Origin of the sequence: Rubripirellula lacrimiformis (genome assembly GCF_007741535.1) — a bacterium.
GTDB classification, from domain to species: Bacteria; Planctomycetota; Planctomycetia; order Pirellulales; family Pirellulaceae; genus Rubripirellula; species Rubripirellula lacrimiformis.
On record NZ_CP036525.1, the window covers coordinates 2,976,097 to 2,991,171 of the forward strand.

Genomic DNA, 15,075 nt, shown 5'->3' on the forward strand with positions numbered 1-15,075 from the left:
CTGAAGAGACTTTCTCACTTTTGTTCTTGGAAATCGTCGAAACATGACCAGCACACCGCCACCCTATGATTCCTTTCTGCTCGTTTCCTTTGGCGGTCCCGAGGGCCCCGAGGACGTGATGCCGTTTTTGGAAAACGTGCTGCGCGGCAAAAATGTGCCGCGGCAGCGGATGCTGGAAGTGGCCGAGCACTATGGTCATTTCGGCGGTGTCAGTCCCATCAACCAGCACAATCGCGAATTGATGGCGGCGATCGAGTCCGAGTTCAAGTCGTCGGGAATCGATTTGCCGGTGTACTGGGGGAATCGGAACTGGGACCCGCTGTTCCCCGACACGCTTCGCCAGATGCGCGACGATGGCTGCAAGCGGGCACTGGCGTTTTTTACCAGCATGTTCAGTTCCTATAGCGGGTGCCGCCAGTACCGCGAAAACATCATCGCGGCACAAGAAGAAGTTGGCGAAGGTGCGCCGATGGTCGAAAAGCTTCGGATGGGTTTCAACCACCCTCGATTTATCGAAACGATGGCCCAATCAGTGCGTCAATCGCTCGATTCGATCAACGTCGAGGCTGCTGACGCGACCGTGTTGTTCACCGCCCACAGCATCCCGATCGGCATGGCTGACCACTGTGATTATCTGTTGCAGTTGCAAGAGTCCAGTCGCTTGGTCGCGGAATCCCTGGGCGTGAAGAGCTGGAAGTTGGTGTTCCAAAGCCGCAGCGGTCCCCCACAGCAGCCGTGGTTGGAACCTGACGTTTTGGATTCGATCGCTGAAATGGACGATGCGTCCAAGCTGTCATCGCTGGTGATCGTCCCGATCGGGTTCGTGAGCGATCACATGGAAGTGATGTTTGACTTGGACGAAGAAGCGGCTCAGTTGTGCCAGGAACGCGGGATCAAGATGGCTCGCGCCGCCACCGCCGGAACCTCGCCATCGTTCGTGGGGATGATCCGCGAATTGGTCGAAGAGCGACTGGGGCGTGTGGAAGGAAGGCCAGCACTGGGGGACTTGGGGCCTTGGCACGACGTGTGTCCGGCCGACTGCTGCACCTATACCCCGGCGCGAAGACCCGCGCCTGCGACCTGATACGCCCGCGTCCTGAACGCGAAAGCGTTCAACGCCTAAATTCCGTAGGTAGTGGGATTCGCCAGAATTCCCGATCATCAGCCCAACAAGGGGATTCTGGCGAATCCCACTACGGTTGGGAGGTTAGTTGGCCGCCAGCGCGCTGCGCAGTGCTTCGTGGGCGGCCGGGATCTTGTCGTAGGCATTGGCGTCTTCGTATTCCAAGATCACGTATCCTTGGTAGCCACCGTCTTTCAGGATTTTGGCGATGCGGTTCATGTCGGCCGGGTAGTGTTTTCCGTCGGGCGAACGCATCGAAATTTTCACCTGCACGTTGACCGCGTAGGGAACGCATTTTTCCAGGTCGCCGTAGGGATCGTCGGAGACGAAGTTGCCGGTGTCCAGGTTGATGCCGACCCAGGGGCTGTCGGCGCGACGCATCAGTTCCAGCATCTGGTCGCTGGTCAGGTTGCCGTGATTTTCGACTCCAAGGAACACGCCTCGTTTGGCCGCATGTTCGGCGCATCGGTTCAGTGCGTCGGAGGCTTCGACGATCCGCTCCGGTGCGCTTGCCAGTTGGGATCCGGTGCCGGCAAAGAATCGAATGTGGGGAGCCCCCAGCAGTGCCGCGCGGTCGATCCAGGCCATGGCATCGGCCACTTCTTGATCCAGTCGCGGCCCCAGTCCGACGGTGAAGTTGTTGCCGATCGCGGTGCCCGAGATAGCCAGTCCGCGGAGGTAGGCTTCGCGTTTCAGGTTCAGGAAATAGGCGTCGTCGGCCGACGGGTCAAAGAAATAGCTGGTCAGTTCGGCAGCATCAAAGTTCTGTGCGACGCAGTAATCCATGAACCCGACCATGTCGATCGCCGGTCCATCGTCGGCCGGTGGTCGCTGTTTGCCCTTCATGAACGAAAAGTAGTTTCGCAGCGAATAGGCGGCCAAGCCGATTTGGAAACGGGGCGGCCCGGTTCGCACAATCGGATCACGCGCTAGTAGCGAGGATGTTTGTGCGGCAGCCGTCATTGCGCCAGCGGCTTGGATGAATTGTCGTCGTTTCATTTCGTGATTTTCAAACGGGGGGATCGGCATCGGGTGGCTTTGGTTTGTGACGTGTGACGATACAATCGCAGCATGAGCAAAGCAAATTTTCGAGACGCATTTCGTTCCGGACGATCTCTGGTCGGTTTTCAATTGACCAGTTTCAGCCCACATTGGCCCCGACAATTGGCGGGGGCGATCGATTTCGCCTTCATCGATTGCGAACATCATTGTTTTAGCCGCGAACAAGTCGCCTGGATGTGCGTCGGATACCGGGCGGTCGGGATCGCGCCGATCGTGCGGGTTCTGAAACCCTGCGCGGCGCTAGTGCGAGCGGCGATGGACGATGGTGCCGAAGGCGTTGTCGTGCCGTATGTCGAAACGGTCCAACAGGTCCAGGAAGTCGCCGCGGCCGCAAAGCTGCGTCCGATCCAAGGGCAACGGGCCGCAGCGGCGATGCAGGGCCAACCGCTCGACGAAGCGATGATGGTGGCCAGCCGAAACCACTGTGGGGACGTCAGCTTGATTCTTCAGATCGAAAGCGAGATCGCCGTGAAACGCTGCGACGAACTGGTTTCGGTTGCCGGAGTCGATGGAGTCCTGGTGGGCCCCTACGATTTGACCGCGACCTTGGGATGTTTGGGCCAGCACGATGATTCGAGGTTCCAAGCTGCGGCCCAGCGCGTCGCCGACATTGTCCGTGCGAAGGGATTGGGCGCAGGGATCTATTTCGCCGAAAGCCCCGCCAAGGAACAGATGGCGGCCCAGTGGGGTTACAACCTGATGATTTCGGGATGCGACGTGACGCTGATCCGCGAATCCTTCGCTGTGCGAAAGTTGCCCACCCGATGAACGAAGAATTACGTACGAGAACTCGGGCTGCGCTGGATCAATTGCGAAGCGAGTTGCTGGACCAGCGGACCGCTGATGGGCACTGGGTTGGTCAGTTGTCGTCGTCCGCACTCAGTACCGCAACGGCCGTCAGCGCGATCGCTGCGTTGGTGGTTCATGGTGATGTCGCGGTGCCGGATTCCGATCGCGAAATGATTTCGCGCGGCGTCAATTATTTGCGGGCGTGCCAAAACGATGATGGTGGCTTTGGCGACACCGATCGCAGCCTATCCAACATTGCGACCAGCTACCTGGTCTTGGCGGCTTCGGCATTGGCGGACCAGGCCGTCGGGCAACGTTTGGGCGACGATTCGCTGGCGTCGCTCGATGCGTACATTCAGCGCAGCGGCGGCATCGCAGGGCTTCGTCAGCGGTACGGAACCGACAAGACGTTTGTGGTTCCGATCATGACCAACATGGCGATCGCAGGATTGATTGATTGGGACCAAGTGGCGGCGTTGCCTTTCGAAGCCGCCGTGTTTCCCCAATCGATGTATCGGTTGCTGCGGATGCCGGTGGTCAGCTACGCCATCCCGGCGCTGGTGGCGATCGGTCAAGCCAGGCACTTTCATGGCAAACGCACGTTTGCCCCCTGGCGCTGGGTGCGATCCCGGGCGATCGGTCGAACCATGGATGTGCTGCGCCGGATGCAGCCGCAAAGTGGCGGATACCTCGAAGCCACCCCGCTGACATCGTTCGTGGTGATGAGTCTGGCGGTGACCCAGCGAGGTGATCACGCGGTCTGTCGCGACGGTCTGCGTTTTCTGCGTGAATCGATGTTGGACGATGGCAGTTGGCCGATCGACACCAACTTGGCGACTTGGGTGACATCGCTGACGATCGATGCGTTGGCGTCCGATCCGGATGATGACGGTGCATGGTGCAGTCGTGAATTGGTGCAGTGGCATCTGTCGTGCCAGCACTTGGTCCGGCATCCGTTCACCGGCGCCGAACCCGGTGGTTGGGGTTGGACGGATCTAAGTGGTGCGGTGCCCGACAGCGACGATACGCCGGGCGCCATCTTGGCGCTTGAACGAATGCGAGGCTGGATCGAATCCGGTACCGGTCCCGAGCCCCCATCGGCGGCTGGTCAACAAGATCTGGTTCGTGAAATCGACCGTGCGATCGTTCGTGGCCAGCGCTGGTTGATCAAACTGCAGAACCGAAATGGCGGCTGGCCGACGTTTTGTCGGGGCTGGGGTAAGTTGCCGTTTGACCGCAGCAGCACCGATTTGACAGCCCATGCGATGCGTGCTTTGACGGTCTCGTGCGGGTCCAGCCAGGACATTGCGGGCGCGGCCGACGGCGCGATCCGCCGTGGTCGAGCGTTTTTGCAGCGTAGCCAGCGGCCCGACGGGGCTTGGTTGCCGCTTTGGTTTGGGAATCAGGATCGGCCTGACGAAGACAATCCGGTTTATGGAACGTCCAAGGTTTTGGCGGCCTCCCGCCGGGTTTCCCTATCTGATGGGGGAGTCGACATGGCGTTACAGTACTTGATTGACAGCCAAAACGACGACGGCGGTTGGGGGGGAGGCCCCTCAATCACCCGCTATTGGGCGGGAAGTGGCGATCATTTGGTCAGCAGTGTCGAAGAAACCGCCTTAGCCGTTGACGCAATCGTGTCCGCCGGCGGTGGGAATGATCGGGCGGATCAGGCTATAATCGCCGGAGTTCGCTTTTTGTTAGACAGCATTGAATCCGGTCGCCACCGTGTGCCATGGCCGATTGGATTCTATTTTGCGAAGCTGTGGTATCACGAACGACTGTATCCTCTGATTTTTACCGCAGCGGCATTGGGGAAGGCGTTGCAGTCGAAGTGATCATCCCACCATTATCCCGCCCTCCAGTGACCCACTGAGGTAGACGATTTGTCGACCGATACTAGCTCTGCTGATGCCACCGACTACGTCGCCACGACGCCTGGCGAGTCCACGCGGTCGACGCGACGTAAGACCAGCCACCTGAAGGATGTGCCTGAAACGCTGGAATTGCGTGAAAGCCTGCGTGCGCGCTGCGAAGACGTCGCCAGCCGGCTGGACCGTTCGGTCCCGATGACCAAGGACGAAATGGAACAGGTCGCCAGACGGATGATCCAGGAAGCCGATCTACCCGAAGGGTACCTGGGTTGGCTGATGGTGATGCTAAGCAGCGCGTTTTGGAAGGATGCGCTGGCGTCGGTCCCACCCCAGCGGCGGCTGTTCCTATTGCCGCACTGCCTGAAACATGCCGAGGGCTGTCCGGCCGAATACGACCAATTCGGGATGAACTGCAAAGAATGTGGCGCCTGCAGCATTGCCGATTTCCGAGGCTTGGCCGAAGAAATGGGGTACCGCGTGCTGGTGGCCGAGGGATCGCCGGTCGTGATGAAGATCATCGTCGGCGGCTATGTCGACGCCGTCGTCGGCGTGGCCTGTTTGAATGTGTTGGAAAAGGCGATCGACAAGGTTCTGTTGGCCGGTATCCCCTGCATGGCCGTGCCGCTGCTAAGCAGTGATTGCCGCAACACGAAGGTCGACGAAGCCTGGGTCGACCAGATGATTCGCACGCCTTACCAGCCGGCCGCCCAGGCGACTCGCAGCTACGTGCATCTGATGCGTGCGGCGGGTGACCTGTTTTCCACCGAATCGTTGGATAAGGTCGCGCCCCGAATTCGCAGCCAAGCCGCATTGGGCGAAGACGCGGTGACGATGGAAACCATCCAGTCGATGGATGCGATCGCGGCGACCGAGCACATCGCATACGACTTTTTGTCGCGTGGTGGAAAGCACTCGCGGCCGTTCATCACATTGGCCGCGTACGATGCGATGACGGGCGGTCAATGCACCGGCCCCGATGCTGCCCAGGCGGTTGCCGATATCCCGATGTCGGTTCGACGAGCGGCGATGAGCATTGAAACGTTTCACAAGGCCAGCCTGGTTCACGACGACATCGAAGACGATGACGCGTACCGCTATGGTCAGTTGGCGGTGCACCGCCGCTTTGGTTTGCCGACGGCCATCAATGTCGGCGACTATTTGATCGGTCTGGGGTATCGGTTGCTAAGCCGCGGCGACAGTGGCGACACGGTCGATGCGGAAGCCCGTGCCGACGTGGTCGATGCCTTGGCGGCAGCCCATTTGCGACTGTCCGAAGGTCAAGGCGCCGAACTGCTGTGGCGTGATGCCAAGGATCGTCGATTGACGCCACTGGATGCGCTAAAGGTTTACGCGTTGAAGACTTCGCCGGCCTTCGAAGCGGCGCTGATCAGCGGCATTCGTTTGGCGACCGACGTCCAGCCGTATCGGGAAGCGATTCGGACGTTCAGCCGAAACATGGGAGTCGCGTTCCAAATCTTGAACGACCTGGGCGATTGGGTCGGTGACGACAGCAACAAAATGTCGGCCGGCGGAGACGTTTTTGGCGGTCGTCCGACCTTGCTGTGGGCCTTGGCTCTGGCCGCGTTGGACGAATCCGGACAGGCCGAATTGCTTTCGTTGGCCCAGCCGGATTGTCCGCTATCGGACGACGAAAGATTCTCTGGCGTGCGTCGACTTTACGACAAGGCCAACGTGTTCGAGACGGCGTTTGCGCTGGTCGACAAACACCAGGCTCGTGCCGAACAAGTGGCCGATGAATTGGACGTCGATGAACTTCGTCGTCTGTTTTACTTTTTGGTCGACACCGTTCTGGAACGTCCTGAAATGCCTTCGCCCGCCGTGGTATCGTTGGGCGTCTCTGCACCGCTTTCCACGCCCGCACCGTGAAAACGGTCGGCGTTTGATTGCGGCCTAGGCAGCCCGTGGGTTGGCCCGATGGATGGTTGGACAGTTTGATTTTAGTAGCGGCACTTCCGAAAGTGATGTGATGGGCCAGATGACTTCGTCAGGCGATTCTCGAGTCGAGATTCGTGAATTGATCGATCAGTTTTATCATTCCCCCGCCGAACATTCGGACTTGGGTGAATTCGAAAAACAGACGACGGTCCCGGCACCTTTCGACACGCTGTTGGATCACAACGCCCACATGACGGTGACGGTCGAATCGCATCATGGGCAAAGCGTCGGGGTCGAGGTCCATCGTTGCCGTCAGCACGAAAATTGGTACAGCCGCGAAATCACGTTGGTCACATCCGAATCCAAAAAGGTGGTCCAGTACGGGATCGTCCGCTTAGACACGATGGCCCTGGCCGACGAGGTTTGGCGGCGGATCGAAAGCCAACAGACTCCGCTGGGGCGTGTGCTGATCGAACACAACGTGCTGCGAGAAGTCCAGTTGTTGGGGCTGTGGAAAGTGCACGCTGGGCCCAGCTTGGCGGCCCTGATGAAGTGCAGCGTTGGCGATGTGACCTACGGCCGAACGGCACTGATCTATTGCGATTCGAAACCAGCGATCGAGTTGTTGGAAATCGTGGCCCCCGAGTCATCGCTGGGGGCGCCACCGCCGGGGGCGTCACCGTTGGGGGCGACATCGTGATGTTTGTTTTCGGATCCATGCCGGTGTTTCGACGTGCGATGGTCGGCTGCGTTTGGCTTGCGTTGGTCGCGGCGGTACAAATTGCTGCGATCGGCCAACAACCGAAGGAAGCTGATTCGGACTTGTCGGTTCCGGCGGCAACCCTGTCATCGCTGCGGATTCAAGCCAGCGAATCGCTGCGTGCGGGAAAGCTTTCGCTAGCCACCGCGGCAGCCGACGCGATGATCACGGACTATGGCGACGACGTTCAAGCGATCGCGGCCGCGGGGGATATCTATCTGCGGTCTGGGAAAGTCCAAAAATCAGTGCGTCAATTCGATCGCTTGGTGAACCGCCAACCGTCCCAGATGCCCTACTTATGGCAGCGTGGGATCGCACTCTATTTTGCCGGCAAGTACGACGAGGCGGCCGATCAATTCGCCAAGCACCGCCGAGTGAATCCCAATGATGTGGAGAATGCCGCTTGGCACTTTCTGTGTATCGCGAAGGACCAGTCGCCGGAAAAGGCCAAGCAGATGGTATTGCCCGCACCGGGCGATGGGCGAGAACCGATGAACGAAGTGTTGGCGATGCTGTCCAGCGGCGATACCCAGTCGGTGCGTGCCCGCATCGATCAAGTCCATCGAGATTCACCTGGGTCGCGATCGGCGAAAGAAGCGACGTTCTATGGCGAGCTTTACCTGGGCCTGTATGCCGACGCCTGGGGTGATTTGGCGGAAGCCAAGGCCCGAATGGACGCCGCCTGCCGAGATACCCCGCCGCATTACATGGGCGACGTCGCACGCGTCTATGCCGAGCACCTGCGGCAGTCGACCGTATTGCCGTAGTGGGCTCCGCTGCACCTTGGTTTTCGGGTAGCGGAACTCGCCAACGGTTTGTCGATTTAGTTAGCCGTTTAGGCGAACGCTGTGAAGCATTTCGTAGCGGAAGTCGTCAAGACTTTCGGTGATCTCACATCCGAGGCCGAAAGTCTTGACGACTTCCGCTACGACGTTTGTGGGTGCCAGCGTTTAGAGGCCGCCGACCTGTTCGGGTTTGCAGGTCGCTTGCATGACGGTGAACAGCGACAGCGGATTCGGCTTGGTTCGGCTGTCGAGTCGCAGCGGCAATTCGCGGACCACATCGTCAAGCTCGACGTCGGTCCGCCAACCGAGGCGTTTGGTGATGTTGCCAGCCGAATCGACGACCCTTGCGATCAGCGGGTTATCGCTGCGGAAGTGGTTGATCATCATCACACGTCCGCCTGGTTTGCAGACGCGAACGATCTCGGACATCATTTGCTGTGGCTTGGAAACGACGCTGATGGTGTGAAACGATGTCACCAGATCAAACGAGGAATCGGGGAAGGTCAGTTTTTCGGCGTTCATCGGCATCACTTCGATGTGATTCCAATTCCGCTGGGCGATCAACTGTTCGGCTTCGGCCAACATGGCTTCAGAAAGATCTACCCCGGTCAACGAGATGTTGGTGGGATAGCTTTCGAGTGACATACCGGTACCCACGCCGACTTCTAGAACGCGAGCTCCAGCCGGGATGTTCATCGATTTGATCGCAGCCGAGATTCGACGCTTCGCCACCGCTGGCCACAATGCTTGGTAGGCGGGCACGAGGTGGTTGTAGAACGGGCTGCTGTGGGGCTGCGGGACCTTTTTGTCCTCGAGCGAAACTGGTTGCATCAATCAATTGCCTCATACGACATCGAAACATCGGAACACTGCAAACGCGGTGTTTCACGCTGGTGGTCTCTGGATCAGAGAATCGCACCGGCGTTCCGATCCGATTCAAAATAGCGTCTTTTTTCGACTCTTGGACATGGCTTTGTTGACCCGCCCTGGTGTTTTCGGGCAGCTATTACAAGCCTGATACATACTGATTCGGTGATCGGGACACCATCGGATCAGTGATTCAGCGAGTAAATGACGCGTCGAAGTGAACGTTTTTCGGACGCGGCAGGCTCGCAATCCGGCTAAATCGGTGTCGCCGGCTTCGTTTGCCGCGATCGGTAACGGACCAAAATCGTGCGGATTGGCGATCCGAACGCGTAGTAGCAAAACACGATCGGAAGTGCCAACCAGTGCAGCACCAACGCCCCGATGACCACGAATAGGGCTTGCCCAATTTGGTTCGGAGCCCGGCGACCACGCAGCAATTGCTGGAAAACGTGAGGATACTGAAAGCGAGACACCATCAGGTAGGCCAGGATCAGCGCCAGCCCAGGCAGCACGTAATGCGATGCTGTCATCGTCCATTCGGCGATGTGCTGGATCTGCTGTGGATAATTTCCCGGGACGGCATAGCCAGCCAGTTCGGGCATGGCGATCGCAAAGGCGGCCAGGGTGCCGGCAGCGGCCGGGCTGGGCAGGCCTTCGAATCCCTCGTGGGAATCCTCGTCGCCGGTTTCGACGTTGAATCGAGCCAGTCGAATCAGCACGCATAGTGCAAACAGGACCCCAATTGCCCAGGTTAGCTTTAGCGGCAATGCCTGGATATCGTTGTAACGCCACACCAGCACCGCGGGGGCGGTTCCAAAGGTGATCGCGTCACAGAGGCTGTCCAATTCGGCTCCGAAACGACTTTCTTGGCCCGTCATCCGGGCGGCCGAGCCATCTAGGGCGTCGAATAGCATCCCGCCGAAGATCAGCACACCGGCGACCAGCAGTTGTTTTTCGTTGCTCCAGGCAAGATTTTCGCTCATCGCGACCGCGATCGCCGCGAGTCCGCAGACCCCGTTGCCGAGTGTCAGCAGGGTGGGCAGCACGGCCAGGGTCAGTCTGCGGCGACGGCGACGTTTGCTCAGCCGTGTACCGTCGCTGGTCAGTTCGATGGGAAGTTCGCCGCTGTTTTCCTGCGAATCCATCGATCCATCCTCGTTCTGGCCCTCGTCCAGATCGTCGTCATCGTTTTGCGGGGAATTGGGCCGCGGATGGAGCCCACGTTTCATTTCGCTCATCAAGAAAATCAGTTGCTAAAAGGTGGCAATTCGCCATCGGCGGGGGGTGGGCCAGCAGCAGTTGTCTGGTGACGCAGTTGGCGGCGGGTGGATTTGGTCCATCGTAGCCGTACTCATGGTCGCCAAGCGTATCCGTTATAACGGAAGCCTGTCGATATGCGGAGGTTTTTACGCTCTGCCGACTTTCGCCGAACCCATAGAAAGATGACTGGATGTTTACGCCTCGTTACTTGACCCCTTTCGATTCGCGGCGGGCGCTGCACCGTTTCGCCGACGTCCTGGTCATCGGCGGCGGATTAGCTGGGCTGCGTGCGGCGAACGCAGTCGAATCCCATCAGTCGGTGCTGGTGGTGACCAAAGACAAACTGAGAGAGTCCAACAGTAATTACGCACAGGGCGGAATCGCTGGCGTCTTGGATCCCGATGATTGTTTCGAATCGCACGTTTCCGACACATTGGCCGCCGGCGGGAATCTGTGTGATCTTGAAATCGTCAACATGGTGATCCGCGAAGGGCCGCGGCGGATCGAAGAACTGGTCCGTTGGGGGACGCAATTTGACCATTCCGATGGCGAACTGATGCTGGGCCGTGAAGGCGGCCACAGTCGCGAGCGAATCGTCCACGCGCATGGCGATGCAACCGGCGCCGAGGTGATGCGCGCGGTGATCGAACGGACTCGCAAGGCTGCCAACATCGACATTTGGGAAAATGCCTTCACCGCCGATTTGTTGACCTATGACGGCCGTTGCCGCGGCGCCCTGATCTACGACCAGTTGGGCCAACCGGTCATGGTTTGGGCCAAGGAAACGATCCTGTGCACCGGCGGTGCGGGACAAGTGTTCCGCGAATCGACGAACCCTTCGGTCGCCACCGGCGACGGTACTTCGCTGGCCTACCGTGCCGGCGTCGAACTGCGCGACATGGAATTCATTCAGTTCCACCCTACAGTGCTGTACATCGCCGGGTCATCGCGATCGCTGATCACCGAAGCGGTGCGGGGCGAAGGGGCGCACTTGGTCGATACCAACGGGCACCGGTTCATGCCCGAATACGATGGCCGCGCCGAACTGGCACCGCGCGACGTCGTCAGCCAATCGATCATCCGTCAGATGGCAGCGACCAAGCATTCGAACGTCTACTTGGACCTGTCCCATTTGGATCCCAAGCATGTGTTGTCTCGGTTCCCCGGCATCGCCGAAGCCTGCAAGACATTTGGTTTGGACATCACATCGGACCGTATCCCAGTGCGTCCCGGGGCGCACTACCTGATCGGCGGTGTCAGCGTTGACCGCCAAGGACGCACCAGTTTGCCCGGGCTGTGGGCAGCCGGCGAAGTCACCAGCAGCGGGCTGCATGGTGCGAACCGTTTGGCCAGCAACAGTCTGTTGGAAGGGTTGGTCTATGGCGCCCATGCGGGCGAAGCGGCATCGCGGATGGCGGCCGAACAACGCAGCAAGTTGGAAGCTCTGCCGATTTCCCACCCCGTGCACGACGGTGCCGAATCCTTTGACGTTGCCGACGTTCGGGTGTCGCTGAAAAGTTTGATGGGACGTTTGGCCGGCGTGGAACGCACCGAACAGGGGCTTCGCGAGGCCGAGGATTCGATTCGATCCTTCGCCGCCTACGTGATGCCCCACCAATTCACGAGTGTCGAGGGATGGGAGCTGCAGAATTTGTTGCTGACCGCGTCCTTCATCGTGGACGCCGCCCAGGTCCGCAACGAGTCGCGGGGAGTGCACTTCCGCAGCGATTTCCCCGTGCCTGACGATGATCACTGGCGCTGTCACCTGACGATGCGTGTCGACGTCGACGGAGGTCATCCGCAACGAAGCGAGCAGTTTTTGCCGGCGAAACCGACCGAAGCTACCTTTACTGCCGAGAACTAGTCGCGAACGATTTCCAGCGACACGGTGCGGTTGGGGGGCACCGTGGATCCGGCGGCTGCGGATCCAACCGATCATTTCGCATTGTCAGCAGTAAAACGAATAGAAGAAAGGAGCCTTTTTCGATGCTAGAAGATGCCATTGGCGCGGTCGACACGGTCCAGGATCCGGGCGAAGTACCGCTACATATCCATTCGCGGTTGACCGGGCCGATTCGTGATTTGACGTTCCTGGAAAAGTCGTTGTTGTTCGCCGAACTGGCGATGATCGCGTACAACGACGAAGACGAAACTCGGCGGGCCTGTCAGATTCTGGGCTTTCCGGACGTCAGTTTTTACGATCGCGACGGGTCCCAGGCCTATCGGTTTCGCAACCAGTTCGATTGCGTCATCGCGTGCCGCGGGACCGAACCGAATGAATGGAATGACGTGCGAGCCGACGCCAACGCGGCGGCCGTGTTGGCCGAAACCGCCGGGAAAGTCCACCGCGGATTCAAACAGGAAGTCGATGACCTGTGGCCGATGCTGGAAACGGCACTGATCAATAACGACCAACCACTGTGGTTTTGTGGGCATTCGCTCGGTGGGGCAATGGCCACGATCTGTTCCGGACGGTGCTTTCTGTCGCATATCGACAGCAACCCCGAGCAGTTGTTTACCTATGGCAGCCCGCGAGTCGGCGATCGCCGCTACATTAACTTTGTCAGCTTGGATCACTTTCGCTTCGTCAACAACAACGACATCGTGACCCGAGTGCCGCCGATTTTGATGGGGTATCGGCACTGTGGCCGCGAAGTCTACTTGAACCGTGACGGGAAGATCCGCAAGCTAGGGATGATTGCCCGTCGCCGCGACCGCTGGAAAGGATTTTTGCGTGGTCTGACGCGATGGAAAATTGACCACTTTGCGGACCACTCGATTCACAACTACATCGATGCGATCCTGGCAGCGGTCCAGGAAGAACGTGCCGAAGTTCAGTCGGGAAGTTCCGCCAAGGACGCCACTCACTATGCCGATGACGTCAGTTCCCGCGAAGACGAATTGCGTCAGCAGTCGGCTCCGGCGTCCGAAGCGGCCACGGGCCAGGCGGGCGATTGATCCGGGGCGATCACCTGGATCGTCTGGATCGTCTGGATCGGTTGAGCCGGTTGTCGGTTGAGCCGGTTGTCGGTTGAACCGGTTGTCGTTTGAACCTCTGATTGGTTGGGCCGGGCGACTGGTTGGGCCTTTGTTTTGTACTGAATGGCATCGCGGTTTTTCCGCGACGCTCCTTTGCTTTTTGTCCGACGGTTTGGGGGGATCCCCAGACTCGGGCGACCTTAACCCCAAGAGTTTCTCAGGATGACCTCACCGAGTCCGTCGCCACCGGAACAGCCGACCGACCAGTACGCCATCGAGAACGGGTTCGTCAAAATCGACTCGGTCCATCTGAAACTGGCTCAGCCATACAGTGCCCCTGGCCAATGGATCGGACAGCACGAAGTCCTGATGCAATTGTTGGCCTGCTGGATCACGGTCGACGATGCCGATCTGCCGCTGACACCCCGCTTGGTCGGTTCGCCGGGGGTTGGGAAAACACAGCTAGCGATCGCGGCGGCCCAGGCGCACGGCCGCCCGCTGTACATCTATCAATGCACGTCTGACACGCGGCCCGAGGATCTGTTGATCACCCCGGTGTTGTCGCAGGGTGGCGAGATCGCCTACCACGCATCGCCGCTGGTATCGGCGATGGTCACCGGCGGGATTTGCCTGCTGGACGAAGGCAACCGGATGAACGAGAAATCCTGGGCATCGCTGGCGCCGCTGTTCGATGGTCGGCGGTTGGTCGAATCGATTGTCGCTGGCGTCACGATCCATGCGTCGAAGAACTTTCGATCCGCGGTGACGATGAACCAGGACGAATCGACCTTCGAAATTCCCGATTACATCCTCAGCCGCCTGCAACCGACGCTGGGGGTGGGCTTTCCGAACAAACAGGACGAGATGGCGATTCTGCAGTACCACCTGCCTTTCGCCGAACCCGAAATGTTGGCGATGACGGTCGAGTTTCTGCAGCGTTCGCACCAATTGAAGTTGGATTTTTCGCTGCGTGACGGCATCAACCTGCTGCGGTTTGCATTGAAACGGATGATCCAGGACCCGGATCATCCGATCGGCCGCGACGATGCATGGCAGGAAGCGCTCGAAAAATGTCTCGGCGAAGACGCTGTCGATCTGGAACAATTGGCCCAGCGTCGCCGCCGGACCTTGGGGGGGGACGCCGTGCCATTGGGGCTGGCTGACCTGTTCTTTGATGCCGACGATCCCATGCATCCGGACCGCGACGACGACGAAGAAGACGACGAATCCGACTTCTAGAAAACGTCCCGGCAATTGTCGTCGACCTCGTTTTTGTCCCCCGCGGCAGGTGGGGTTGTGACGGCCCTGATCCTTCGGGGGGCGGTCCGATTTGCGAGCAAATCTGCGGTTCTGAGCGCTTGCTTGACTGAAAGGGGAACTTTTCCCCCCTGCGATCGTCCAATCGCCACGCGGTAATGCGGGTTCGAAGGGACAGTCACACCCCTCATTTGGGATGTTTTGAAGGCTGGTCTTCTGCGATTAGTCGCATTGTCGCTACGATCGGTCGACTTTTCGGTGAATCCGGCCGCTGTTTGAAAGAACCCGAAAGCCAATGTTTGCGGCTTTTTTGGGCGTAACTATACTCGGCGACTGGGTTTGAAGCCCCTGCGGAGATTGATGCGCCTGGCCCGAAATCAGAACTTATCATTCAGCATCCTGAACACCGCTAAACGATTGCCT

Annotated in this window: 12 protein-coding genes; 9 read left to right on the forward strand and 3 right to left on the reverse strand. The window is 59.1% G+C overall.

Annotation, left to right across the window (positions count from 1 at the left end):
• Nucleotides 1-43: 43 nt before the first annotated feature.
• Entirely contained in the window at nt 44-1,084 is a 1,041-nt protein-coding gene (locus tag K227x_RS10670) for a ferrochelatase (RefSeq protein ID WP_145169479.1), read from the forward strand.
• A 123-nt stretch (nt 1,085-1,207) separates the two neighbouring features.
• Here K227x_RS10670 and K227x_RS10675 read toward each other — a convergent pair whose 3' ends face one another.
• Entirely contained in the window at nt 1,208-2,122 is a 915-nt protein-coding gene (locus tag K227x_RS10675) for a sugar phosphate isomerase/epimerase family protein (RefSeq protein ID WP_218933921.1), read from the reverse strand.
• A 72-nt stretch (nt 2,123-2,194) separates the two neighbouring features.
• Between K227x_RS10675 and K227x_RS10680 the strand changes: the two genes are divergently transcribed.
• From K227x_RS10680 to K227x_RS10700, 5 genes are all read left to right on the forward strand, one after another.
• Nucleotides 2,195-2,953 carry an HpcH/HpaI aldolase family protein gene (locus K227x_RS10680; protein ID WP_145169480.1) on the forward strand — a complete coding sequence of 253 codons (759 nt, stop codon included), beginning with the start codon at nt 2,195-2,197 and terminating at the stop codon, nt 2,951-2,953.
• A complete protein-coding gene (locus tag K227x_RS10685; protein ID WP_145169481.1) occupies nt 2,950-4,812 on the forward strand; it encodes a prenyltransferase/squalene oxidase repeat-containing protein in 1,863 nt (620 codons plus the stop codon). Before K227x_RS10680 ends, K227x_RS10685 begins: the two co-directional genes overlap by 4 nt.
• Nucleotides 4,813-4,962: 150 nt before the next feature.
• Nucleotides 4,963-6,735: a polyprenyl synthetase family protein gene (locus tag K227x_RS10690; RefSeq protein ID WP_145177681.1), complete on the forward strand. Its 1,773-nt coding sequence runs from the start codon at nt 4,963-4,965 to the stop codon at nt 6,733-6,735.
• Between the two features lie 109 nt (nt 6,736-6,844).
• Nucleotides 6,845-7,444, forward strand: coding sequence for a hypothetical protein (locus tag K227x_RS10695; RefSeq protein WP_246146732.1), 600 nt, complete (start codon nt 6,845-6,847; stop codon nt 7,442-7,444).
• A complete protein-coding gene (locus K227x_RS10700; protein WP_218933922.1) occupies nt 7,441-8,271 on the forward strand; it encodes a tetratricopeptide repeat protein in 831 nt (276 codons plus the stop codon). Before K227x_RS10695 ends, K227x_RS10700 begins: the two co-directional genes overlap by 4 nt.
• A gap of 183 nt (nt 8,272-8,454) precedes the next feature.
• Here K227x_RS10700 and K227x_RS10705 read toward each other — a convergent pair whose 3' ends face one another.
• Together K227x_RS10705 and pssA are read right to left on the reverse strand one after the other, a co-directional pair.
• On the reverse strand, nt 8,455-9,120 hold the full coding sequence (locus tag K227x_RS10705; RefSeq protein ID WP_145169483.1) for a class I SAM-dependent methyltransferase: 666 nt from the start codon (nt 9,118-9,120) through the stop codon (nt 8,455-8,457).
• 290 nt (nt 9,121-9,410) lie between these two features.
• Nucleotides 9,411-10,403 (reverse strand): CDP-diacylglycerol--serine O-phosphatidyltransferase, encoded by a 993-nt coding sequence (gene pssA / locus K227x_RS10710; protein WP_391540445.1) that lies wholly within the window; start codon nt 10,401-10,403, stop codon nt 9,411-9,413.
• Between the two features lie 203 nt (nt 10,404-10,606).
• On the opposite strand from pssA, the gene nadB reads away from it, so the two are divergent.
• The 3 genes from nadB (at nt 10,607) to K227x_RS10725 (ending at nt 14,634) form a co-directional block, all read left to right on the forward strand.
• Entirely contained in the window at nt 10,607-12,280 is a 1,674-nt protein-coding gene (nadB, locus tag K227x_RS10715) for an L-aspartate oxidase (protein ID WP_145169485.1), read from the forward strand.
• Nucleotides 12,281-12,402: 122 nt separating this feature from the next.
• The gene (locus tag K227x_RS10720; protein ID WP_145169486.1) at nt 12,403-13,374 is read left to right on the forward strand and encodes a lipase family protein; all 972 of its coding nucleotides are present in this window, start codon (nt 12,403-12,405) and stop codon (nt 13,372-13,374) included.
• 243 nt (nt 13,375-13,617) lie between these two features.
• A complete protein-coding gene (locus K227x_RS10725; RefSeq protein ID WP_145169487.1) occupies nt 13,618-14,634 on the forward strand; it encodes an AAA family ATPase in 1,017 nt (338 codons plus the stop codon).
• The last annotated feature ends 441 nt before the right edge of the window (nt 14,635-15,075 follow it).

Coding starts and splice junctions, on each gene's coding strand:
- K227x_RS10670 (WP_145169479.1), top strand. CDS start 44: ATGACCAGCACACCGCCACCCTATGATTCCTTTCTGCTCGTTTCCTTT.
- K227x_RS10675 (WP_218933921.1), bottom strand. CDS start 2,122: ATGAAACGACGACAATTCATCCAAGCCGCTGGCGCAATGACGGCTGCC.
- K227x_RS10680 (WP_145169480.1), top strand. CDS start 2,195: ATGAGCAAAGCAAATTTTCGAGACGCATTTCGTTCCGGACGATCTCTG.
- K227x_RS10685 (WP_145169481.1), top strand. CDS start 2,950: ATGAACGAAGAATTACGTACGAGAACTCGGGCTGCGCTGGATCAATTG.
- K227x_RS10695 (WP_246146732.1), top strand. CDS start 6,845: ATGACTTCGTCAGGCGATTCTCGAGTCGAGATTCGTGAATTGATCGAT.
- K227x_RS10705 (WP_145169483.1), bottom strand. CDS start 9,120: ATGCAACCAGTTTCGCTCGAGGACAAAAAGGTCCCGCAGCCCCACAGC.
- nadB (WP_145169485.1), top strand. CDS start 10,607: ATGTTTACGCCTCGTTACTTGACCCCTTTCGATTCGCGGCGGGCGCTG.
- K227x_RS10720 (WP_145169486.1), top strand. CDS start 12,403: ATGCTAGAAGATGCCATTGGCGCGGTCGACACGGTCCAGGATCCGGGC.
- K227x_RS10725 (WP_145169487.1), top strand. CDS start 13,618: ATGACCTCACCGAGTCCGTCGCCACCGGAACAGCCGACCGACCAGTAC.